The following is a 20,726-nucleotide window of genomic DNA, read 5'->3' on the forward strand; positions in this document are numbered from 1 at the left end:
GCCGGACGCGGCGCTCGCTATCTCGCGCCACGATCCATCCCGCGCCGGTACGCGGCCGGGCTCGTCGCCGCGACGCGCCGGAAATGCCGGCGCAGCGATTCCTCGGAACCGAACCCCGCGCGCGCCGCAACCTGCGCGAGCGACAGCGCGGGATGCGCTTCGAGCATGTCCTTCGCAACGTTCACGCGTTCGCGGATCAGCCACGCGAGCGGCGACATCCCCGTCGCATCCGCGAACTGACGCTGCAGCGTGCGTGTGCTCATCGCGGCCTGCGCGGCGAGCGACGCGAGCGTGTGCGGCTCGGCCGCGTGCGCGCGCATCCAGTCGATCAGCTTCGCGAGCCGGTCGGTGCCGCCCGGCGCAACCGGGCGCGGCACGAACTGCGCCTGCCCGCCGTCGCGATGCGGCGGCAGCACGAGGCGCTGCGCGACCCGGTTCGCGATCGCGCCGCCGTAGTCTCGGCGCACGAGATGCAGCAGCATGTCGAGCCCCGCCGCCGACCCGGCCGACGTGACGACCTGCCCTTCGTCGACATAAAGCGCATCGGGATTCACGCGCAGCGCCGGATAGCGCGCCTGCAGCTTTTCCGCGTAGCGCCAGTGGGTCGTCACCGTGAGGCCGTCGAGCACGCCGGCCGCCGCCAGCACGAACACGCCCGAGCAGATCGAGCAGAGCCGCGCGCCGCGGCGATGCGCGGCCCGCAGTTTCTTCAGCAACGGTTCCGGCGGCGGTTCGTCCGGATCGCGCCAGCCAGGAATCACGATGGTATCGGCACGATCGAGCGTCGCGAGCCGATAAGGCGCGGCGACCGTGATGCCGCCCGCCGCGCGCACGGGCCCCGGCTCGCTCGCACAGACCGCGAAGCGATACCAGTCGACCCCGAGCTCGGGGCGTTCGAGGGCGAACAATTCGACCACGCAGCCGAATTCGAACGTGCAGAGGCGATCGTAGGCGAGCGCGGCGACGAGATGATTATGCATGGCGCGATGTTACCGGAACTTGTCGATCGCGCCACTGCCGCGAAACGGGCCGAACCGCGATACTGCCCCTCATTCCAGCGCGTTTTGCGCCACCTTCAGGAGAACCCGCTCATGTCCTGCGTCACCGACCTGCCCGCCGCCGACAGCCCCGCCGCCCTCGCCCATTTCGAGGCGTCGCTGCGCTTCGAGACCGATTGCTGGGACGTGCACGACGCGCTCGCATCGGGTGCGCCCGATTTCGTGCTGCTCGACGTGCGCGGCCCTGACCAGTTCGCCGCCGGCCACGTACCCGGCGCGCGCAACCTGCCACGCCGCAAGATCATCGAGAGCAAGCTTGCCGGGTATCCGGCCGGCACGCTGTTCGTCGTCTACTGCGCGGGCCCGCACTGCAACGGCGCCGCGCGCGCGGCGATCCAGCTCGCGCGCCTCGGCCGGCCGGTCAAGCTGATGATCGGCGGCGTGACGGGCTGGCTCGACGAAGGTTTCGCGCTGAGCAACGAAACGCAGCCGGCGGCCGCCGAAGCCGGCTGATCGTCATTAAAAACGCAACAATCAATTGCCAGCGCACGGCCTGCACGCGAACGGAAAAAGCGCGACAATCAGTCCCATTGCAGTTCGGATGGAGCAGCAACATGCAGAACGCAGTCCTGATTCAAGTGGCCGGTTCGGTGGCCGCGATCGCGATCTATTTTCTGCCGGCGGTCATTGCCGACCGGCGTGGCCGGCACGACAAGCTGACGGTCGCGATGTTCAACGCGCTGTTCGGGTGGACCGGCATCGGCTGGCTGATGACGCTGTACTGGGCCTGCCAGCCGAACCCGCGCACCGATGTCGCGCAGACGATCCTCGCCAAGCGCCGCGGCATCAGCATGCGGACCTTCTCGACCGGTCTCGTCGAGCGCGTGCAGCGCCGCGTTGCCGCCCAGGAACAATGGGCGGAGAAGCAAGGCTGCCGTTAAGTCCCTCTTTCCCGTTCAGCCCGCTGCGTCGAACTTCGGCATCCTGACGTTGGTCGACGCACGGTAATGCCACGCCAGCGCGTCGCGCGGCGGCCCGCCGCCCGCACGCAGCCACGCCCCGAATGCCCCCATCGTCACTGCCTGCGCGATCCGCTCGCCCGGGCAACCATGCGGCCCCGTGCCGAAGCCGAAATTCGGCCCGGTCGCACGGCCACGCATGAATCGGTGCGGATCGCGATGCACGGCCGGGTCGCGGTTCGCGGCGGCGAGCACGACGAGGATCGCGTCGCCGGCTTCGACGGTCACGCCTTCGATCGTCGTGCGCGACGCGACGAAGCGGCGCGTGTTCTGCACCGGTGAGTCGAAGCGTCCGACTTCGGCAACGAATGCATCGAGCGCGGCATCGTCCGGCGCGACGCGCGCGGCGCCCGCCTCCCCGCTCCACGCCACCAGCGCATTGCCGAGCCACGCGGCGGTCGCTTCGCAGGTTTGCGACAACAACCCGACGAGATTCGCGACCAGCGCGCCGCTCGCCTGCCAGCCCGACGCGCGGGCCGCCTGCTGCACCGCGGCGACGAGCGTACCGTCGTGCGCCTGCGTCTGCGCGACGCGCTCGGTCATCCGGTCGAGCAACTCTCGCGCGGCGGCGCTCGCGCGAGCCAGCGCCACGGCATCCGACAACGGCGACAGCGCGGCGACGAAGTCGACGACCAGCGCCGAGATCCCGTCGAGCTGGGCCTCGTCGAAGCCGAGCAGATCGGCAACCGCACAGACGGGCACCGTCATGCACCAAGCGTTCAGCGCGCCGGCGTCGCCCGGTGCCGGCAAGCGCCGCGCGGCAAGCTGCGCGGCACGGTCGCACAACGCAGCCGTGTCGATCGGTGCGAACGCCGTGCGCAGCGCCTGCTTCGGCACGTCGTGCCGCAGCGCCCCGTCGTTCATGCGCACCAGCTCGCCGAACAGCGCGCCCGCCGTCGTGCCGCGCAACGCCGGCGGCACGGGCGCGTCCAGCGGGCGCACCCGGCAGGCCGGATGGCCGAGCACGGCAGTCACGGCGGCCGCGCGGCTCGCGACCCACAGGCCGAGCGTGGCGTCGAACGCGAGCGGCGGCCCGTCGACGAGCGCCGCATAGTAGGGATAGGGATCGCGGTGCGTAACCGCTGTGATGGGATCGGTCGGGTTCATGCGGACAGTATCGGCGCAGCGCGCCGCCGCATGTTTCGGGCTGGCGTGAAATATCGCGGCGCGGGCACCGCGTGCGGCCGCATCGCGACGCCAGGTCAACGTCAGGCAGCCGACCGGTAGCGATACGACTGCATGCGCACGCGTACACGCCCGGCCGAAATCGCGCGCGGCTCGGGCACCACCGTGTCGTGAGGGAACATTTCCTGGCGGAATTCGCCATTCTCGTCGAACCACTGGCAGATCAGCCAGTCGCCGTCGTCGAATACGACCGGCCCGGCATAAGTGACGGTCATGCGCGGCCCGCCCGTCTTCAGCGTCACGACATCGCCGACGCGAAACTTGACGCGTTGATTTTCTCGGATCGTCATCGCTCTCTCAGCATTTTTATATATCGATATTCCCGGCGGCTCACCAACCGTTCATTCGAACGTGCCGAAGATTATCAATCCAAAAACCAGCCGGCAACTCCCGTGTTCAAAAATTCACTGACCGGGAAAATGCAACAATGCGCGGCATCGACGCGCACGGTGGATTCCCGATCGCCCGACCCGGTGCGGCTTTCGCACCGGGCACCGGTCGAACGGGCAGAATGCGGAGAATAGACGATGTATTTTGCGTCGTCACGGACGTTTAATTCGGACGCGAAATCGATTGATTATTGTCAATCAACCTTTCGACTGGGCACGATCCCACGATTTAATTTCGCTCATTCTCCGAACAAAACCGGTGAATTATCGGGCGATGCAAACCAGCGGTTGATATCGCGCCCCGGCACGGCCGCTTGCGTGAATGTAAACGTGCCCTCCTGCGCCATTTCCTTCGCGGCGCGCAGGAACGCTCCGAGCGCGGCCCGCGCCAGTGCGCCGCCGACGCTCACGCGCTTCACCCCAAGCGCCGCCAGCGCATCGAGACTCAGCAACCCGCCCTGCAGCCCCATCACGACGTTCACGGGCGCGCCGACCGCCTGCGTCACCGCCGCGATTTCGTCCGCATCGGTGATGCCCGGCGCATACAGCACGTCGGCGCCCGCGTCGCGATAGGCGACGAGCCGCGCGATCGTGTCGGCGAGGTCGTGGCGGCCATGCAGGTAGTTTTCGCAGCGCGCGGTCAGCGTGAACGGGAACGGCAGCGCGCGCGCCGCTTCGACGGCGGCCGCGATGCGCTCGATCGCCGCTTCGCGCGGATAGATCGGCGCGTCGGCGCGGCCCGTCGCATCCTCGATCGAGCCGCCGACCGCGCCGGCCTCGGCCGCGAGCCGGATCGTTTCGGCCACCGTGCCGGGCGCATCGCCGAAGCCGTTCTCGAGATCGGCGCTGACGGGCAGGCCGCCCGCGGCGACGATCTCGGCGATGTGATCGAGCATCGCGTCGCGGTCGATCGCGTTGTCGGGCTGACCTTTCGAAAAGGCGTAGCCGGCACTCGTGGTCGCGAGCGCTTCGAAACCGGCCATCGCGAGCAGGCGCGCGGTGCCGGCGTCCCACGGGTTCGGAATGATGAAGGCGCCGGGGCGCGCATGCAGTGCACGGAAGGCTTCGGCTTGGCGGGCTTGCAGGTCGGAACGGGGCATCGTGGACTCCGGAAGGAAGTTGACGGCTGAGCTTACGCCGGTCGTGCACACGACGTTTCAGCGTTCGCCGAAATGTCGCCGCGCGACAGGAAAACCGGTGCGCCGACCGCGCACCGGCAGCCGGCAACGAGCGAGCCGGCGTCGCCATCCGTCCGTTGCCGGCCCGCGATCGCTACTTCGCTGCGGGCGGCCCGCCGTCGATGCCGAGCAACACGTCGGTGACGGCTTCGGAGAAGCGCATCGCGCGACCGTCGATCAGCACGCCGTCCGGATTCGACGGATCGTGCGCGGCTTGCGGCACGCCGCGCGCGAGCAGCACGCGTGCGCCCCCTCCCAATCGGACGCGCCGACCTGCTCCGGTTCGTTGACGGATGCCCAGGACAACGTGCCGAGCGCGAGCGCTTCGTCGTGCGTGCGGTTCGCGGCAGCAGGGAGAAACCGGACAAAGCGCGCGACGGCATCGGCGTCACCCTGCCGGTACAGGCGCAACAATGCCTTGGCCTGCTTTTTCAGATGATCGGGATGGGCCCTGGGAGGCAGCTTTTTCATGCGAATCCTCGTGCAGTCATGGCCGAAGGTCCGCAATACCGCCAGCACAAAGGACAGGAGGAAGACTGGATTTGCTGCGACAGGTGGGTTCAACCCTTTCCGCGGACCCGGAAGCGACCTGCATCGCTGCCCCGTATCCCAGGCGACGGCCGGCAACCTCGTCAATCGTGCCGCGCCATGCGGCGGCGCCACTCAGCCCGCAAGCTTCTTCGTCAGGAAAATGCGCGTGTGCCCGGCCGGATAATCCGGCAGCGCGCCGAAGCGGACATAGCCGCGTTTCTCGTAGAACGGCCGAGCCTGGAAGTCGAACGTGTCGAGCCACGCGCCGTGGCATCCGCGCGCGACGGCTTCCGCTTCGGCCAGATCCATGATGCGCGTGCCCGCGCCCTGGCCGCGCGCGGCCTCGGGCACCACGAGCAGGTCGACATGCAGCCAGCCGTACGCCGTGCTGCCCCACAGGCCACCAACCACCGCGCCCTCGCCATCGGTCACGACCACGGCCAGCGAACGGAAGTCGTTCGGGCCCGCCTGGCTCTCGTTGAACCGGATGAGCGGCGCGACGATCTGCTTGCGAACGTCCGCGTCGCCCGCGTCGGTCACCTCGTATGTGAACGTCATCGGTCGAATCCGCTTGAATCGTGAATGAGGAAGGGTTGAAGCCGCACTTATCGCGTCAAACGACGTAGGCGCCCTTCGCATGCAGTTCCGCTTCCGTGCGCTCGAGCGCGGCGATCGCATCGCTGCCTTCGAGCGCGAGCAACTGCGCGACCAGCGCTTCGGCCATCGCGTGCGCGGCCACCAGCGACGGGAAGAACGACGGGCTGTCGTGCGTGAAGATCAGTTGCGCATCCGCGTGCAGCGCGATCGGCGACACCGCGCTGTCGGTGATCGCGACGATCCGGCTGCCCTGCGCCTTCGCGGCCTGCGCGACGCGCGTCGCTTCCGCCGAATACGGCGCGAAGCTGACGACGACGGTCACGCTCTGTTTCGCGATCGTCCGCAGCTCCATTTCGAGCGAACCGGCAACGCCGTTGAGCAGCGACACGGTCGGACGGAACAGCCGGTAGCCGTACACGAAACCGAACGCGACCGGATAGCACGAGCGAAACCCCGCGACGTGCACGTGCGACGCCTTGCGGATCAGTTTCGCGGCATCGGCAAGCGCGTGCTCGTTCTGCGCGGCGGTGGCCGACAGGTTGTGTTGTTGCGCGGCAAGCAGGTCGTGCGCGAGCGACGCCTTCGCGTCGGGCCGCACGAGCGAGCGCGCCCGCTGCGTGAGCGGCTCGGGGCGCGTGCGCACGCGCGCGACGCACAGGTCGCGCAGCTCGTTCCAGCCGGGGAAGCCGAATTGCTGCGCGAGCCGCACGAGCGACGCAGGCTGCACCTGGGCGCGCTGTGCGACCTTGCGCATCGACGAGGTGGCGACTTCGTCGGGATGATCGAGCAGGAAGGCCGCGCCCGCCTGGAATTGCGGGCTCAGCTCGGAAAATTGCGCCCGGATCCGGGACGCGAGTTCGTCGAAATTGGCGGCCATCTTGGTGGGAACGGGAACCGGTCGTCCATGGTATCACCGGCCCCGCGCGCACCGGTCAGCGCAGCACTTCGACGTGATCGGCGTCGACCTTCACGCTGCCCGACCATTTGCGCTCGAATTCGCCGGTCACCTTCACTTCGTTCTTGTCGCTGACGGGCTGGCCGGCTGCCCACAGCTTGTGGTCGATCTCGACGCGGATCGTACCGGTCGCATCGGCGAATTCGTAATCCTCGCCGCCGACATGCTTGACGATGCGCCCCTGCAGCTGCACGTGCTGGTCGTCCTTGCCGTTCGCGAGCAGCTCCTTCACGGTGGTCGTGGTCAACGCGGACGGCCCCGTGTATTGCGCATGGACGACAGCAGGCAGCGTGGCAAGTGCAATCGTCAGGATTCTGGCCAGGTGTTTCATGATCTCGTTCCTCTTGTTCGATGTGACGCCGCGCCCCGTTGAACGCGACGGCCCCAGATTACGGACCGTAAGATTAAGCAAACCTGAAGGTCGCGCCAAAGCGACACGCTGCCGCATAGGACGTGTACGAAAGCCCGCCGCCCGCCGCCCGCATTTAAGCTCCGCCTAAGACGCGGGCGCTTATCATGGGAACCCCGGGCGCCGCGGCGCCCCGTTGAAGAGGCACGAATCCATGCGCGTATTGCTCGTCGAGGACGATCCGCTGATCGGCAGCGGGCTCGAACAGGGCCTCAAACAGGAAGGCTTCGCGGTCGACTGGGTGAAGGACGGCGACGCCGCGTCGCTCGCCCTGCGCGCGACCGGCTACGGCCTGCTCCTGCTCGATCTCGGATTGCCGAACCGCGACGGCCTGTCGGTGCTCGCCGCGCTGCGCCGCCGCGACGAAACCTTGCCCGCGATCATCATCACCGCGCGCGACGGCGTGCCCGACCGCATCGCGGGCCTCGACAGCGGCGCGGACGATTATCTCGTCAAGCCGTTCGAGCTCGACGAATTGCTCGCCCGCATCCGCGCGGTCAACCGCCGCCATGCGGGCCGCGCGCAGACGACGCTCGCGATCGGCCCGCTGCGCCTCGACCCCGTCAAGCACCTCGTCTGGCTCAATGACGACGAAGTACCGCTGTCGCCGAAGGAATTCGTGCTGCTGCACGAGCTGATGCGCGACCCGGGCGCGGTGATTTCTCGCGAGCAGTTCGAGGAGCGGCTGTACAGCTGGGGCGAGGAAATCGAGAGCAACGCCGTGCAGGTGCATATCCACAACCTGCGCAAGAAGCTCGGCCACGACATGATCCGCACGGTGCGCGGCGTCGGCTACCGGATCGGTGACGGCGCATGACGCGCATGCAACGCGCGATCGCGCGCTGGCGCAACGCGTCGCTGCGGCGGCGCCTGCTGACGTGGCTGATGCCGGCCGCGTGCGTGATCGGCCTCGTCGCGAGTGCGGGCACCTATTGGGGCGCGCTGCGCGAACTCGACGACCTGCTCGACGACCAGATGCGCAGCATGTCGAAGCAGATCGTCGTCGGCCCGAACGGCGAGCTGTCGTTCAGCAACCACGCCAACGGCAAGCACGGCTTCGAAGCGAGCGACCCCGACGCCGTGCTGCTGCAGGTCTGGCGCAACGGCACGCTCGTGTATTCGACCGATCGCGATTCGAAACTGCCGCCGCCCGCGCAGAAAGGCATCGCGAGCGTCGACGTCGGCGACCAGCCGTGGCGCACCTATGTGACCGAGCGCGGCGGCACGACGATCCGGCTCGCGCAGGCACGCCATGCGCGCTGGGAAGCGATCGCGGGCATCGCCGTGCACCTGCTGTGGCCGGTGTTCTCGATGCTGCCGCTGCTCGCGATCGGCCTGTGGTTCGGTATCGGCGCGGGGTTGCGGCCGCTGCGCACGATTGCATCCGGGCTCAAACGCAGGAATGCGAACAATCTCGAGCCGGTCGACGTCGGCTCGATGCCGAACGAAGTCCGCCCGCTCGCCGAAGCGATCAACGACCTGCTCGCGCGCCTCGACCGCTCGTTCACGCTGCAGCGGCACTTCATCGCCGATGCCGCGCACGAATTGCGCACGCCGATCATGGGGCTGTCGATCCAGTCGCAGTTACTGCGGCGCGCGTCGACCGTCGAGGAACGCGAGCGCATCCTCGCGCAGATCCATGCGGGTACGACACGCCTCGGCCACCTCGCCGAGCAGTTGCTGACGCTCGCGCGCCTCGAACCCGACGCGCAGGCGGCCACCTCCGCGTCGGCGCCCGTCGATCTCGCCGCGCTGTGCCGGTCGGTGGTGTCGGATCGCGCGCGCGTCGCCGATGCGCACCGGATCGATCTCGGCGCGATCGTGTCGTCGCCCGTGATGACCGCGGGCAATGCCGACACGTTGCGCGTGCTGCTGAACAACCTCGTCGACAATGCGATCCGCTATGCGGGCGACGGCGCGCGCGTCGACGTGTCCGCGCGGATCGACGGCACGACGCCCGTGCTCGAAGTCGCCGACGACGGCCCCGGGATCCCGGAAGCCGAACGCAACGACGTGTGGGAGCGCTTCTATCGCGGCGAGGGCGCGCAAGCCGTCACGTCGTCGGGCAGCGGGCTCGGGCTGTCGATCGTCAAGCGGATCGCCGAACAGCATCGCGCGACGGTCGCGCTCGGCACCACGCGCGGCGGGCGCGGGCTGACCGTCACGGTGCGGTTTCCGCTGCCGGCCTGACGCGCGCATCGCGCGGCTTTTCCACAGATTGTGTTGGCAAGCTTGTGGACAACCTTCCATTAACGGCACCAAGCCTTTGATCGGAAAGGGTTTGCCGGTCGTGCGCGGCAAATGCGCCCGGCCGGGTCGGCCCACTACCCGACTCGGTTGTCGTCGACGATTCGCGCGATCCGCAGGCCGGTCGAGGTTTCGGCGAGGCGGCCTGTCAGGCCATGGTCGGGCAGTGGCAACGGCATGTCCGCGACATCGCCGGCGGACGCGATCCGGGAATCGACCGAAGCGTTTCGCGCAGCCTTCACGCATCCGGCGTTCGTCGCCAAGCTCTCGGCCTATCCGACGTCCGCCGTCGCGAGCCCGCACCTGTTCCAGAAAGTCGGCGTGGCCGGTATCTGCACGGCGTGAGGGCATGACCTGCCCGGCGAAGTTTAAGAAAACATCCTGGCGGCTGGTTGTCCGGTCCAGTAATCAATCGTCCCTGGCGGGCAGCCCAACCCGATTGCAGAAGCACATTGTACCCATCCCGGTTGGGTGGCTGGATCGTCCCCGGCGGCAAATACCCTACCCCGCAAACACCGATGCGGCTGTTCGGCGTAGCCAAGTGCGTTGCTCTGATCACGCGTCAAAGTAAGACGCGAAAGCGTGAAGAACTTTGCCTGCGGCCACACAAACGGCAGCCACCCCGCCCTGTCTAGTATTGAGTGGCATGCGAACAGCGACAAGCTGCGGCGACTCAGCGGACGCCGATGCGTCACCCGGTGCATGTCTGCCTGGAAGTTGAATCATGGCGTGCTTTCCCTGTTCCGCTCAATCAAGCAACCAGCCGTTATCGCCCTCGACCAGCGTGCCGCCGTGGCTGGTGGTGTCACCCTCGCGGGCAACCTCCCGGCCGCCAAACGTGGTCACGGCCCCGGTGACGATGACTGCACCGCAGCTCGTAGAGTCACCGACACAGGCCACTTTTCTCCCCCCGACTGTCACGCCGTCCGTGCCGCTGATAACAGTCCCAGGTCCATGCACCGGACAGACATGGCGATGGCCGACGAGCACAACTGGTCGCATAAAATCCCCGATGGTGATATTGATCAGCCGTTACTTTCCAGTGGACGCACTCTGTTCGCCCACGTACTTCCACTGGAAGCTGAAGGGGTCCACGCCCCGGTCCCCCGGCAGGTTCGGCAGTGAATCCCCTTCCTTGACGAACACTTCGTAATAGCCGCCGAGCCGTTCGATGCTTTTGCCCGTCGCGGCCCAGTAGCCGGTCTTTGGCGCGTAGTCACCCGGACGGGCGTACGGCAGCGCGGGGACCTGCGTACGGGCATCCACTTCGCCGAGGAATTCAATGTGCCGCCCCTCACGCACTTCTTCATCGGTCGGCTTGTAGACCCTGAAATAGAGGCGGTTCGACGGCGCGTTGTCAGTAATCGGGTACATCATCCTGCCTTTGCCCGTATCGGTACGGTCCAGAACCTCGCGCACGTCGATCCAGTCGAGCTGGGTTTGCCAGTAGACGACTTCGTAAATGTGTGTGCCCGTAAGAAACTGGGTATTCAAGATCACAAATTCGTCTGCAACCTCGCCTACCCATTTCTCCTTTGCCTTCATCACATAGGTAGATCGCTTTATATCTTCGTCCCGGGGAGCGGCGACATAAGGCTCGATGTCACGGTGTTTGGGCGGGGCAGGCAGAACCTCCTTACCCTCGGAATATAGCCGCATCATCGGACCATCCGGCGTGGGCTTGCCTGTTGTCTTAACGTCCCCATCGCTCGGATTTATGTATGTGGTGTAGTACCGTATTTTTACACTGTCATTACGCACAATTGCGTCATGAAACCTGATCTGCGTGATCAGCGGATTCTTGACCCAGGTTACCCGCTCAATCGGCACGACGCCCGTCTGGTTTCCACTTTGCTTGTCGGTCATAGAACTTTTCGTAGTTTGGTTCGAAGGCGGCGCCGCTTGCTGTTCCGCAACGGACGAGCAGCCGACCAGTGCCACCATCCCTCCAATCGAAATAATGGCGCGAACGCCGTTCATTGTCAGACGGTCAGGTTTCATCCTTCGCGCTCTCGATAAAAAATGCAATACTTTCGGCATTAGCTAATGCCCTGTTGGGCGTGAACTCGGCGAGTACCCGTTACTTTCCAGCGGCGGCACTCTGTTCGCCCACGTACTTCCACTGGAAGCTGAAGGGATCCACGCCCCTGTCCCCCGGCAGGTTCGGCAGTGAATCCCCTTCCTTGACGAACACTTCGTAATAGCCGCCGAGCCGTTCGATGCTCTTGCCTGTCGCGGCCCAGTAGCCGGTCTTTGGCGCATAGTCACCCGGACGGGCGTACGGCAGCGCGGGGACCTGCGTACGGGCATCCACTTCGCCGAGGAATTCAATGTGCCGCCCCTCACGCACTTCTTCATCGGTCGGCTTGTAGACCCTGAAATAGAGGCGGTTCGACGGCGCGTTGTCAGTAATCGGGTACATCATCCTGCCTTTGCCCGTATCGGTACGGTCCAGAACCTCGCGCACGTCGATCCAGTCAAGTTGCGTATGCCAGTAGACCATCTCGTAAACGTGCGTGCCGGTGAGGAACTGGGTATTCAAGATTACAAATTCGTCTGCAACCTCGCCTACCCATTTTTCCTTTGCCTTCATCACATGAGTAGATCGCTTTATATCCTCGTCCCGGGGAGCCGCGACATAAGGCTCAATGCCACTGTACTTAGGCGGGGCAGGCTTAATCTCATTGCCCCCCGAATACAGCCGCATTGCAGGACCATCAGGTGTCGGTTTACCAGTCCATTTAACGTCCTGTTTACTTGGATTGGTATAAGAAAGGTAGTACCGAATTTTAATGCTATCGTCACGTACGATTGCGTCATGGAACCTGATCTGGGTGATCAACGGATTCTTGAACCAGGTTACCCGCTCATTCGGCACGACGCCCGTCTGGTTTCCACTTTGCTTGTCGGTCATAGAACTTTTCGTAGTTTGGTTCGAAGGCGGCGCCGCTTGCTGTTCCGCAAGGGACGAGCAGCCGACCAGTGCCACCATCCCTCCAATCGAAATAATGGCGCGAACGCCGTTCATTGTCAGACGGTCAGGTTTCATCCTTTGCGCTCTCGATAAAAAATGCAATACTTTCGGCATTAGCTAACGCCCTGTTGGGCGTGAACTCGGCGAGTACCCGTTACTTTCCAGCGGCGGCACTCTGTTCGCCCACGTACTTCCACTCGAAGCTGAAGGGGTCCACGCCCCGGTCCCCCGGCAAGTTCGGCAGTGAATCCCCTTCCTTGACGAACACTTCGTAATAGCCGCCGAGCCGTTCGATGCTTTTGCCCGTCGCGGCCCAATAGCCGGTCTTTGGCGCATAGTCACCCGGACGGGCGTACGGCAGCGCGGGGACCTGCGTACGGGCATCCACTTCGCCAAGGAATTCAATGTGCCGCCCCTTGCTCGCTTCTTCATCGGTCGGCTTGTAGACCCTGAAATAGAGGCGGTTCGACGGCGCGTTATCCGTGATCGGATACATCATCCTGCCTTTGCCCGTATCGGTACGGTCCAGAACCTCGCGCACGTCAATCCAGTCGAGCTGGGTTTGCCAGTAGACGACTTCGTAAATGTGTGTGCCAGTAAGAAACTGGGTATTCAAGATCACAAATTCGTCTGCAACCTCGCCTACCCATTTCTCCTTTGCCTTCATCACATGAGTAGATCGCTTTATATCCTCGTCCCGGGGAGCCGCGACATAAGGCTCAATGTCACGATGCTTAGGCGGAGCAGGCTTAATCTCCTTGCCCTCCGAATACAACCGCATTGCAGGACCATCCGGCGTGGGCTTGCCTGTTGTCTTGACGTCCGCATCGCTCGGATTTATGTATGTGGTGTAGTACCGTATTTCGACATAGTTGCTGCCAAGCTTTCCGTCACGAAACCTGATCTGTGTGATCAGCGGATTCTTGACCCAGGTTACCCGCTCATTCGGCACGACGCCCGTCTGGTTTCCACTTTGCTTGTCGGTCATAGAACTTTTCGTAGTTTGGTTCGAAGGCGGCGCCGCTTGCTGTTCTGCAACGGACGAGCAGCCGACCAGTGCCACCATCCCTCCAATCGAAATAATGGTGCGAACGCCGTTCATTGTCAGACGGTCAGGTTTCATCCTTTGCGCTCTCGATAAAAAATGCAATACTTTCGGCATTAGCTAATGCCCTGTTGGGCGTGAACTCGGCGAGTACCCGTTACTTTCCAGCGGCGGCACTCTGTTCGCCCACGTACTTCCACTGGAAGCTGAAGGGATCCACGCCTCTGTCCCCCGGCAGGTTCGGCAGTGAATCCCCTTCCTTGACGAACACTTCGTAATAGCCGCCGAGCCGTTCGATGCTTTTGCCCGTCGCGGCCCAGTAGCCGGTCTTTGGCGCATAGTCACCCGGACGGGCGTACGGCAGCGCGGGGACCTGCGTACGGGCATCCACTTCGCCGAGGAATTCAATGTGCCGCCCCTTGCTCGCTTCTTCATCGGTCGGCTTGTAGACCCTGAAATAGAGACGGTTCGACGGCGCGTTATCCGTGATCGGATACATCATCCTGCCTTTGCCCGTATCGGTACGGTCCAGAACCTCGCGCACGTCGATCCAGTCGAGCTGGGTTTGCCAGTAGACGACTTCGTAAATGTGTGTGCCCGTAAGGAACTGAGTATTTTCGATTACAAATTGGGTTGGCCCATCTGTCGTCCATTTCTCCTTTGCCTTTAAAACGTAGGAATACAATCTAATGTCCTCATCTCGTGGAGACGCCACATATGGCTCAATGCCATTCGACTTGCGTGGAGGCTCAAGTTGAATTTCATGCCCCTCTGAATACAGCCGTATTTCGGGGGCGTCAGGAGTCGGCTTACCGGTCCATTTAACGTCCTGTTTACTTGGATTGATATAGGAAAGGTAGTACCGCATTTTAATACTGTCGTCACGTACGATTGCGTCATGGAATCTGATCTGTGTGATCAGCGGATTCTTGATCCAGGTTACCCGCTCATTCGGCACGACACCCGTCTGGTTTCCACTTTGCTTGTCGGTCATAGAACTTTTCGTAGTTTGGTTCGAAGGCGGCGCCGCTTGCTGTTCTGCAACGGACGAGCAGCCGAGCAGCGCCACCATCCCTCCAATCGAAATAATGGTGCGAACGCCGTTCATTGTCAGACGGTCAGGTTTCATCCTTTGCGCTCTCGATAAAAAATGCAATACTTTCGGCATTAGCTAACGCCCTGTTGGGCGTGAACTCGGCGAGTACCCGTGCCGCGTGTGCCCCATAGGCAGTCTTTCCGTTGTATTTGCCAGGGTCATGTGCCCCGTTAACATCGATCTTCTGGTCCTTGGCATGAGCGGTATTCTGCAAATGCGCCACCTCGTGCAACTGGATTTCCATACGGTTCTGATTGACCGGATCCCTGCTATTAAAGCTTCGGAAGAATGGACCATACTGGCAAGCGATATTGACGTATTCCATCCGGAAGCCAGATTGGGCAGGCTTGAGCGCCTTGGCCGGATACACCCCCGGCTGCACATAGGCACCTGCCTCAAAACCCAGTGCGCCCTTGACCACCCGTTGCATGGATATATGGCGGAAGAACTCACGCATGCCTTTCAGGTAGTTATGGACGTGATGCCCAGCAGGCTTGGCTGCAAGCTGTCCGTGCAACGTTTCCGGGGCAGCGATGTCATTGGGCGTTACGCCAAACCAGTATTCGAAGTTTGACCAGAGATCGTGATGAGCAACATTGTGAATCGTTTGCAGGGTCGCATATTCCCTGACGACTGGCGCCCGCGCCGAGGGCGCATCAGGCATGGCAGCATTGGCGTCCGCCCAGGGTTCGAGTTGTTTGAGGCGCTTCTCGATCAGCTTCAGGCAGGTTATCCAGCTCTGCCTAATTTCCAGTTCGAACGCCTCCTCGGACAGCGTTGCGTCCGTTGCGAGACATTCCCGCATCTGGGCCAGAAAGCCCACTGGGTGGAAATGCCAGTTCTTCGCATCCATCGGCGTGGATAGCGGCCTCATGGCATTGTTCACACCGTCCTGCTGTACCTTTGCTTCGCTCCAGAACTGCTGACGCTGAATATCCTGCAAGAACGCCTTGAACTGGCTGTCGGATAATTGCGGAAGCGGCGGATGGCCACCTTGCTGAAGTTTGCTATATCGCTTGCTGTTGTTACTGCTGTCCCATTCAGTGTGGAACCGGACAGCGGCGGTGCGCAAGATCGCGTCAACGCCATCAGCGTGAAGATCATCGAGACTCAGGCTCGCAGAAGACTTATGTGCGGCAGACAGGATTTTCTGCATGACTGCATCGTCGTCCTCAACGAAGCCATCGTCTGTCGTATTCAGTTCGCTATCCTCATAGGTCTGCCATCCCCGCGCTACCCAGTCGCTATCGGTAGTCAGCGTCACCCACGCGTCGCGGACAAATTCCCGCCCATCGGCTACGGCCCTCGCTTGATCGGCGTACGCGTAGTAGGTGCTTCCATTCATGCCAAATAGCTTGAAACATATCAGGTCGCTAACCAAATCAGGCTTCTTTCCATCCACCCCGCAGGGTATCGCTGCAAAAAAGCAGGAGCCGGCTGGAAACGCTTGCATGCTTGACGCGGATAATCCACCCTCACTTGAAAAAACATCTTTTGCCAGCGTCGCATTCCGCGTCAACCACACCTTCCCCATACCATCGCTTTTCTGTCCATCCGCATATTCCTGGTACGACGAACTTGGGTTGATAATGTTCAGCGGAACAAGCGGCTTCATCTGCTTCACCAACTTATTCTCGCCCGTAAAAATCTCGAAGTGGAAGCTGTCCGCCACCGAGCCAAGATCGCCGTCCGTTATCCCGGCGTAACCAATCACCTGCCCGGCCCTGACCGGATACTCCAATGAGAAGGTGCAATCCAACGGCATCCACCGCTTTTCCGTAGGATGGCAGCAATACATGAACGAAATGGGGTATCCCAGCCGGATTTTCTGCTCGGGCCTCAGTGGAGCGCCTGGCTCCACGTCCAGATACATGCGCTCGATCCATCCCTCTCCACTGTTGCGGGTATTGATGTCAGTAATCCTGATCTTGACCATGTGATGCGCATCATCAATCACCGCGCTTACCGTTACTTCGTCCCCACGCAACGCGGCAACCGGAACAGTTGTATTGGTGGTCGTGAGAAACGGCGGCAGGACTGCCTTGTTCTGCAACTGCTTCTGCGGCAGCAGATTCGCGTAGAGCGAGTAGAAGTGCGCCCCGATGTATCTGGGGATGCTCGCGCTGACACCCCGCGAAACGCCCTCCACGGGCTGCATTTCACCGCCCCCTCTATTGACCTCGCACTCGTGCCGAATCAGTACAAAGCTGCTGCCGAACTGCCGGGGCGGTGACTGCTGCGATTTGGCTTTCGACGCTGACGCCTTCACGGGTGCGGCCGCCTTGATCTGCCGGTCGAGTTCGCTGTCGATATAGTCCCGATCCAGTCGGAACGCGACGATGGTACCGTCCGCGATCGCGCGCACCGGCTTTTTCCCACTCAGGTGTACGCCGCCGTGCCAGAAGCGGTTGCGCCCTACCGGGAATACACCTCCCGCGACGTGCTTCGTGAGATCAATATATTTGCGGACAAGTGCTGGCGTACTCAGCGCGGCACTGGCTGACTGCGGGTAAGACGCTGGCTGCGGAGCGCTGTAATAAGGATCGTCTTCAAATGGGAAAGTCACAATCACGAGGCACGGTTCCTTGATGGAATAAGCGGCAGGCGTCAGCCTGAAAACGGGAAGTAGTCCGGCGTGAACGGATCGCCCTTGTTCACGTCTGAGCGCAGGTCCAGGGCATTCTTGACCCAGCCTGTCTCGGTCTGGACCGGCCCCTTCAGCTTGATCCGGACTCCTTCAATCGTGACGCCCTCACCGTCGAGCGTGATCTTTCCGGCCGGGCCGATGATTTCAGCCTTGTCGCCCGCCTGTAGCTGGTAGATACGGGTCTTTCGCTCAATAGCCTGCCCCGCCTCGACCTGGTGGCGCCCCTGCACCTTGTGTTCGGCGTTGCCGCCAGTCGTGACCAGGAAGTTGGCCGCAATGGTGTCCTTGCGATTGTTGCCCGTTTCCTCGATTCGATCCTTGCCGATCTGGATGCGGTGATCGCGCCCAACCGAAAGAAACGCATCCTGGCCAATGGTGTGACGACGATCTACACCAATATCGACCTGTTCGCCTCGGCCGACTTTTTCCGTGCGATCGTTGTCAATCGTCACCGATTCATCATGTCCGACTGTCTTCGCGCGATCATGCCCAACCGTATGCGATTCATCGTTTTCAACTTCGGTTCGCATATCCCTTTCGGCATGGAACCATACTTCCTCCCTGCCTTTCCTGTCCTCGAACCGCAGCGCGTTGGCGGTTTCGTAGCCGCCCTGATCGGTGGAGCGCGTCAGTGTGCCGCTCTGGGTCGCATTGGCGGGCAACTCCCACGGCGGCATGTTGTGTGCGTTGTAGTGCCGCCCCGTCACAAATGGCCGGTCAGGGTCGCCGTTCTCGAAGTCCACTATCACTTCCGAGCCGACCCGCGGAACGCTGATGGTCCCGTAGTTGTTGCCTGCCCACGGATAGGAGACCCGCAGCCAGCAGGATGATGTCTGATCATGTACTGGCGAGCGGTCCCAGTGGAACTTCACCTTCACCCGGCCGTACTGGTCCGTGTAGATTTCGCTCCCGTCGGCCCCCGTGACAATGGCTGTCTGCGGGCCGGTTGTGCGTGGCTTGCTGACCGTGCGCGGTGGACGGAAAACGGTTGTGGCCGGCTGCACTTCAAACCGTGTCCGAATCCGGTATTCGCCGGTATCGGTTGCCCCGTCGAGTTCAGCCGCATCCAGCCGAGCCCGGATAACAAGGTATTCGCGGTTTGCATCGGCTTGCGGAAAACCCGCCAGCGTAAAAGTCGTCCCACAGACGACGTTCCGCACATTCCCACCGCCAGTGCCCCGCTCGCCCAGGGCACGCATTTCCTGCATGCGTATCCGTGCAAACTGCTCACCGGCCTTCAGTTCGGTGTAGTCGCCGGGCCACTCGTAGCGTTCAAGCGCATTGTGCGAGGTGTCCTGTGGCAACTGAACCTGCGCCTCCAGATTTGCCCTTGGCCGGGTAAAGTCGAAATCGTTCGTGGTCCACTGACCTGACTGGATACGCGCAGTCGTATCGAAGTTGTCGATGTGCTCCATGTCAACCCTGCGGCCCGGCGGATAGTACGACAGCGTCTGATAGGCTTCACTGTCAACCGGCTTGTGCGCCCCCAACTGGTCCACCAGGACCATGCGGTGCACCGTATCCGAATGCTCGAAGAACCAGTAAATCCCGTTTTCTTCCATTAGACGCTGGATAAAATGAAAGTCGGTTTCGCCATACTGGACCTGATAGACCAGCTTCGGATAGGACTCGCTTAGCCGCATGTCCCACGAGTAGAGGTAGTGGTCGCTCAGCACTTCGTGAATGATTTCAATTACAGACTTATTCTGGAAAATCCTGTAATCCGAGCGTTTCTCAGCCAGCGCGATCCACGGTTGCAATTTGAGTCGATACCTACTCTGTCGGTCTGACTGCCCGGCAAAACTCACTGCCGTGATAATCCCGCTGATTTCGCGTAACCCGCGTCCGATGTTTGCTGCACCGGTCGTCCCTGGCATTCCAGGGACAAATGTGCCCATCCCGTCAAGCTGGATGGTGGCGGTCAGTTCCCTCCCAATCATGTCGAGCGTATTGAGATTCGCCGCCTCTTCGTCACTCAATCCCGCGTCGAGCGAGGTTTTAACCTCCAAATCGTAGGTGTAGATTTTGGAAAGTTCTTCCTCGCCTTCGATCGCAACCAGTTGCAATATAGGCTCGCCATTGTGCGATAACGGGACAGCCGCCCCACTGATAGAGAGCGTTCGGGGCCGGCTGAATTTCTGCATGACCGGATATAGCTTCCGAACATCAAACGCGTTGGACATGGTGATTCCGACGATAAGGTGGATCGTATTGGGCTACTCGGCCAAGCGTATGCAGACTGACACGTCAGGACGTTTCGCTATCAGGCAACAGCCCGACTGGCAGGGACACAGGGCTATCCATTGCGACCATTTGATGTTCACGTCGCGTCAGTTCGGGTAGCCGCTGGGCAGCAAGGCGTGATGCGGCTGCAATGAATTCGGCAGGCGCGAACAGACCCAGCACGTCGTTCCGTTGCTCCGGTTCACAGAGGTCCGGTACCCCACTGAGGTCGCCGAACAGCTGTTCAAGTTTGACCGGAGGCCTGAGTAGCTCCGTGATCCTCTGGGGCTTGGCAACCGACTTAACCGGTTGCGGCGGCAACGCCACCATAGTGAGCAAACCCAATCCCGGTTCAGCCTGCACGGGCAACGCAGATGGAGTCGCTTCCTGTGTATGAGGGATTGCCCACTCGGCCAATGAAAGCGGATCATCGAGAAATCTAAGGTATTGACTGTACAGTGACGCAATAATATTTACGTCCTCCACAGCACCGTTATTGTGATCGAGTTGGCGAAGGGCCTCGCTGCCACGAAGGGACGCTGATGATTCAAGCAGGCCAAATACTGCCCCACCGCCGCATTCGTCACCAATGGACAGCGCCCGAAATCCCCCGCATATAAAATTGTCTGCGACGTGAACAACCGTGCCGCCGTGATCCGTTGAATCGCCAAAGCGAGCGACATCCTTGCCTGAGGTATTGTCTTTCACGATTCATCTCCGTCGAACGGAATTTCTCCTGCGTCGAATTTACCGAACACATCGGGAAAATCACATAAGACGCGTCCGAAATTGACAAAACCTGGCAAAAATCACAGGGTGTGATTTTTTGTTGCGACAATGGACATGCCCCGCGTATAAGTTGCACACACAACGTCTGCCCAACCGGGGCTGGCTCAAGCGGACAACGGCAAGTGACTTGCTGCCTCACGCGAACCCAATCGGGCGGCACGGACATATTGCAGCCTTCTGGACGCTCCTCGATCATGGCTTGCGCCGTCTGCCGAAGCAAATTCACGCCAGCAGAACAACAACCAGCAGACCGAATCAACCACACGACAAGTCGAGATAGATCCTACCCATATCCATAGGTATCCTTACTTCTCGGGATAACAAGACGCACTGCCAGCACATCGGACTCAGTGCTGGACGCCTGGAGCAGCCCCCTGAAACGCCTGACACAGTCACCCACTTACAATAACGGGCAGGCATAAGACTATGTCTTTGACTAACACC

Annotated in this window: 20 protein-coding genes and 1 pseudogene; 5 read left to right on the top strand and 16 right to left on the bottom strand. The window is 62.0% G+C overall.

The genetic code is table 11. The features are described 5' to 3' along the window. Positions 1-17: 17 nt before the first annotated feature. The gene (gene ftrA, locus B7G54_RS08175; protein WP_085038629.1) at positions 18-980 is read right to left on the bottom strand and encodes a transcriptional regulator FtrA; all 963 of its coding nucleotides are present in this window, start codon (positions 978-980) and stop codon (positions 18-20) included. A 111-nt stretch (positions 981-1,091) separates the two neighbouring features. Here ftrA and B7G54_RS08180 point away from each other — a divergent pair, with 111 nt between their 5' ends. Beyond that, positions 1,092-1,511: a rhodanese-like domain-containing protein gene (locus B7G54_RS08180; protein ID WP_085038630.1), complete on the top strand. Its 420-nt coding sequence runs from the start codon at positions 1,092-1,094 to the stop codon at positions 1,509-1,511. A 101-nt stretch (positions 1,512-1,612) separates the two neighbouring features. Continuing rightward, a complete protein-coding gene (locus B7G54_RS08185; RefSeq protein WP_011354384.1) occupies positions 1,613-1,939 on the top strand; it encodes a superinfection immunity protein in 327 nt (108 codons plus the stop codon). A gap of 15 nt (positions 1,940-1,954) precedes the next feature. On the opposite strand, the gene B7G54_RS08190 is transcribed toward B7G54_RS08185, so the two are convergent. The 7 genes from B7G54_RS08190 to B7G54_RS08220 all read right to left on the bottom strand — a co-directional run bounded on the left by B7G54_RS08190 (position 1,955) and on the right by B7G54_RS08220 (position 7,183). After that, positions 1,955-3,124, bottom strand: coding sequence for a cytochrome P450 (locus B7G54_RS08190; protein WP_085038850.1), 1,170 nt, complete (start codon positions 3,122-3,124; stop codon positions 1,955-1,957). Positions 3,125-3,225: 101 nt separating this feature from the next. Continuing rightward, positions 3,226-3,492 (bottom strand): YodC family protein, encoded by a 267-nt coding sequence (locus tag B7G54_RS08195; protein ID WP_085038631.1) that lies wholly within the window; start codon positions 3,490-3,492, stop codon positions 3,226-3,228. Positions 3,493-3,830: 338 nt separating this feature from the next. Then, positions 3,831-4,691, bottom strand: a complete 861-nt coding sequence (locus B7G54_RS08200; RefSeq protein ID WP_085038632.1) for an isocitrate lyase/PEP mutase family protein — start codon at positions 4,689-4,691, stop codon at positions 3,831-3,833. 255 nt (positions 4,692-4,946) lie between these two features. Continuing rightward, complete coding sequence (locus B7G54_RS39625) at positions 4,947-5,333, bottom strand: hypothetical protein (RefSeq protein ID WP_244289292.1); 387 nt, start codon at positions 5,331-5,333, stop codon at positions 4,947-4,949. Between the two features lie 99 nt (positions 5,334-5,432). Continuing rightward, positions 5,433-5,858, bottom strand: coding sequence for a GNAT family N-acetyltransferase (locus B7G54_RS08210; protein ID WP_085038633.1), 426 nt, complete (start codon positions 5,856-5,858; stop codon positions 5,433-5,435). Positions 5,859-5,913: 55 nt separating this feature from the next. Further along, on the bottom strand, positions 5,914-6,774 hold the full coding sequence (locus B7G54_RS08215) for a MurR/RpiR family transcriptional regulator (protein WP_011354378.1): 861 nt from the start codon (positions 6,772-6,774) through the stop codon (positions 5,914-5,916). Between the two features lie 55 nt (positions 6,775-6,829). Continuing rightward, positions 6,830-7,183 (bottom strand): YgiW/YdeI family stress tolerance OB fold protein, encoded by a 354-nt coding sequence (locus tag B7G54_RS08220; RefSeq protein WP_085038634.1) that lies wholly within the window; start codon positions 7,181-7,183, stop codon positions 6,830-6,832. Positions 7,184-7,415: 232 nt separating this feature from the next. On the opposite strand from B7G54_RS08220, the gene B7G54_RS08225 reads away from it, so the two are divergent. The 3 genes and pseudogenes from B7G54_RS08225 to B7G54_RS08235 all read left to right on the top strand — a co-directional run. Beyond that, on the top strand, positions 7,416-8,078 hold the full coding sequence (locus B7G54_RS08225) for a response regulator (RefSeq protein WP_085038635.1): 663 nt from the start codon (positions 7,416-7,418) through the stop codon (positions 8,076-8,078). Beyond that, positions 8,075-9,451: an ATP-binding protein gene (locus B7G54_RS08230; RefSeq protein ID WP_085038636.1), complete on the top strand. Its 1,377-nt coding sequence runs from the start codon at positions 8,075-8,077 to the stop codon at positions 9,449-9,451. The genes B7G54_RS08225 and B7G54_RS08230 overlap by 4 nt, the downstream gene beginning before the upstream one ends. Before the next feature lie 258 nt (positions 9,452-9,709). Beyond that, positions 9,710-9,853 (top strand): annotated as a pseudogene (locus B7G54_RS08235) (antibiotic biosynthesis monooxygenase); the annotation flags it as partial. A 402-nt stretch (positions 9,854-10,255) separates the two neighbouring features. On the opposite strand, the gene B7G54_RS08240 reads toward B7G54_RS08235, so the two are convergent. The 8 genes from B7G54_RS08240 to B7G54_RS38995 form a co-directional block, all read right to left on the bottom strand. Further along, positions 10,256-10,510 (bottom strand): PAAR domain-containing protein, encoded by a 255-nt coding sequence (locus B7G54_RS08240; protein WP_085038637.1) that lies wholly within the window; start codon positions 10,508-10,510, stop codon positions 10,256-10,258. Positions 10,511-10,540: 30 nt separating this feature from the next. After that, entirely contained in the window at positions 10,541-11,509 is a 969-nt protein-coding gene (locus B7G54_RS08245) for a hypothetical protein (RefSeq protein ID WP_244289293.1), read from the bottom strand. A 79-nt stretch (positions 11,510-11,588) separates the two neighbouring features. Then, entirely contained in the window at positions 11,589-12,557 is a 969-nt protein-coding gene (locus B7G54_RS08250) for a hypothetical protein (protein ID WP_244289294.1), read from the bottom strand. Positions 12,558-12,636: 79 nt separating this feature from the next. Beyond that, positions 12,637-13,605 (bottom strand): hypothetical protein, encoded by a 969-nt coding sequence (locus B7G54_RS08255; RefSeq protein WP_244289295.1) that lies wholly within the window; start codon positions 13,603-13,605, stop codon positions 12,637-12,639. Positions 13,606-13,684: 79 nt separating this feature from the next. Then, entirely contained in the window at positions 13,685-14,656 is a 972-nt protein-coding gene (locus B7G54_RS08260; protein ID WP_244289296.1) for a hypothetical protein, read from the bottom strand. Continuing rightward, entirely contained in the window at positions 14,646-17,195 is a 2,550-nt protein-coding gene (locus B7G54_RS08265) for a M35 family metalloendopeptidase (protein ID WP_133059151.1), read from the bottom strand. Before B7G54_RS08265 ends, B7G54_RS08260 begins: the two co-directional genes overlap by 11 nt. A 35-nt stretch (positions 17,196-17,230) precedes the next feature. Further along, positions 17,231-19,453, bottom strand: a complete 2,223-nt coding sequence (locus tag B7G54_RS08270; RefSeq protein WP_244289297.1) for a type VI secretion system Vgr family protein — start codon at positions 19,451-19,453, stop codon at positions 17,231-17,233. 64 nt (positions 19,454-19,517) lie between these two features. Then, positions 19,518-20,201, bottom strand: coding sequence for a TagK domain-containing protein (locus B7G54_RS38995; protein ID WP_165765564.1), 684 nt, complete (start codon positions 20,199-20,201; stop codon positions 19,518-19,520). Positions 20,202-20,726 lie beyond the last annotated feature (525 nt).

This window comes from Burkholderia puraquae (assembly GCF_002099195.1).
Classification (GTDB): Bacteria; Pseudomonadota; Gammaproteobacteria; order Burkholderiales; family Burkholderiaceae; genus Burkholderia; species Burkholderia puraquae.

Coding starts and splice junctions, on each gene's coding strand:
- ftrA (WP_085038629.1), bottom strand. CDS start 980: ATGCATAATCATCTCGTCGCCGCGCTCGCCTACGATCGCCTCTGCACG.
- B7G54_RS08180 (WP_085038630.1), top strand. CDS start 1,092: ATGTCCTGCGTCACCGACCTGCCCGCCGCCGACAGCCCCGCCGCCCTC.
- B7G54_RS08185 (WP_011354384.1), top strand. CDS start 1,613: ATGCAGAACGCAGTCCTGATTCAAGTGGCCGGTTCGGTGGCCGCGATC.
- B7G54_RS08190 (WP_085038850.1), bottom strand. CDS start 3,124: ATGAACCCGACCGATCCCATCACAGCGGTTACGCACCGCGATCCCTAT.
- B7G54_RS08195 (WP_085038631.1), bottom strand. CDS start 3,492: ATGACGATCCGAGAAAATCAACGCGTCAAGTTTCGCGTCGGCGATGTC.
- B7G54_RS08200 (WP_085038632.1), bottom strand. CDS start 4,691: ATGCCCCGTTCCGACCTGCAAGCCCGCCAAGCCGAAGCCTTCCGTGCA.
- B7G54_RS08210 (WP_085038633.1), bottom strand. CDS start 5,858: ATGACGTTCACATACGAGGTGACCGACGCGGGCGACGCGGACGTTCGC.
- B7G54_RS08215 (WP_011354378.1), bottom strand. CDS start 6,774: ATGGCCGCCAATTTCGACGAACTCGCGTCCCGGATCCGGGCGCAATTT.
- B7G54_RS08220 (WP_085038634.1), bottom strand. CDS start 7,183: ATGAAACACCTGGCCAGAATCCTGACGATTGCACTTGCCACGCTGCCT.
- B7G54_RS08225 (WP_085038635.1), top strand. CDS start 7,416: ATGCGCGTATTGCTCGTCGAGGACGATCCGCTGATCGGCAGCGGGCTC.
- B7G54_RS08230 (WP_085038636.1), top strand. CDS start 8,075: ATGACGCGCATGCAACGCGCGATCGCGCGCTGGCGCAACGCGTCGCTG.
- B7G54_RS08240 (WP_085038637.1), bottom strand. CDS start 10,510: ATGCGACCAGTTGTGCTCGTCGGCCATCGCCATGTCTGTCCGGTGCAT.
- B7G54_RS08245 (WP_244289293.1), bottom strand. CDS start 11,509: ATGAAACCTGACCGTCTGACAATGAACGGCGTTCGCGCCATTATTTCG.
- B7G54_RS08250 (WP_244289294.1), bottom strand. CDS start 12,557: ATGAAACCTGACCGTCTGACAATGAACGGCGTTCGCGCCATTATTTCG.
- B7G54_RS08255 (WP_244289295.1), bottom strand. CDS start 13,605: ATGAAACCTGACCGTCTGACAATGAACGGCGTTCGCACCATTATTTCG.
- B7G54_RS08260 (WP_244289296.1), bottom strand. CDS start 14,656: ATGAAACCTGACCGTCTGACAATGAACGGCGTTCGCACCATTATTTCG.
- B7G54_RS08270 (WP_244289297.1), bottom strand. CDS start 19,453: ATGTCCAACGCGTTTGATGTTCGGAAGCTATATCCGGTCATGCAGAAA.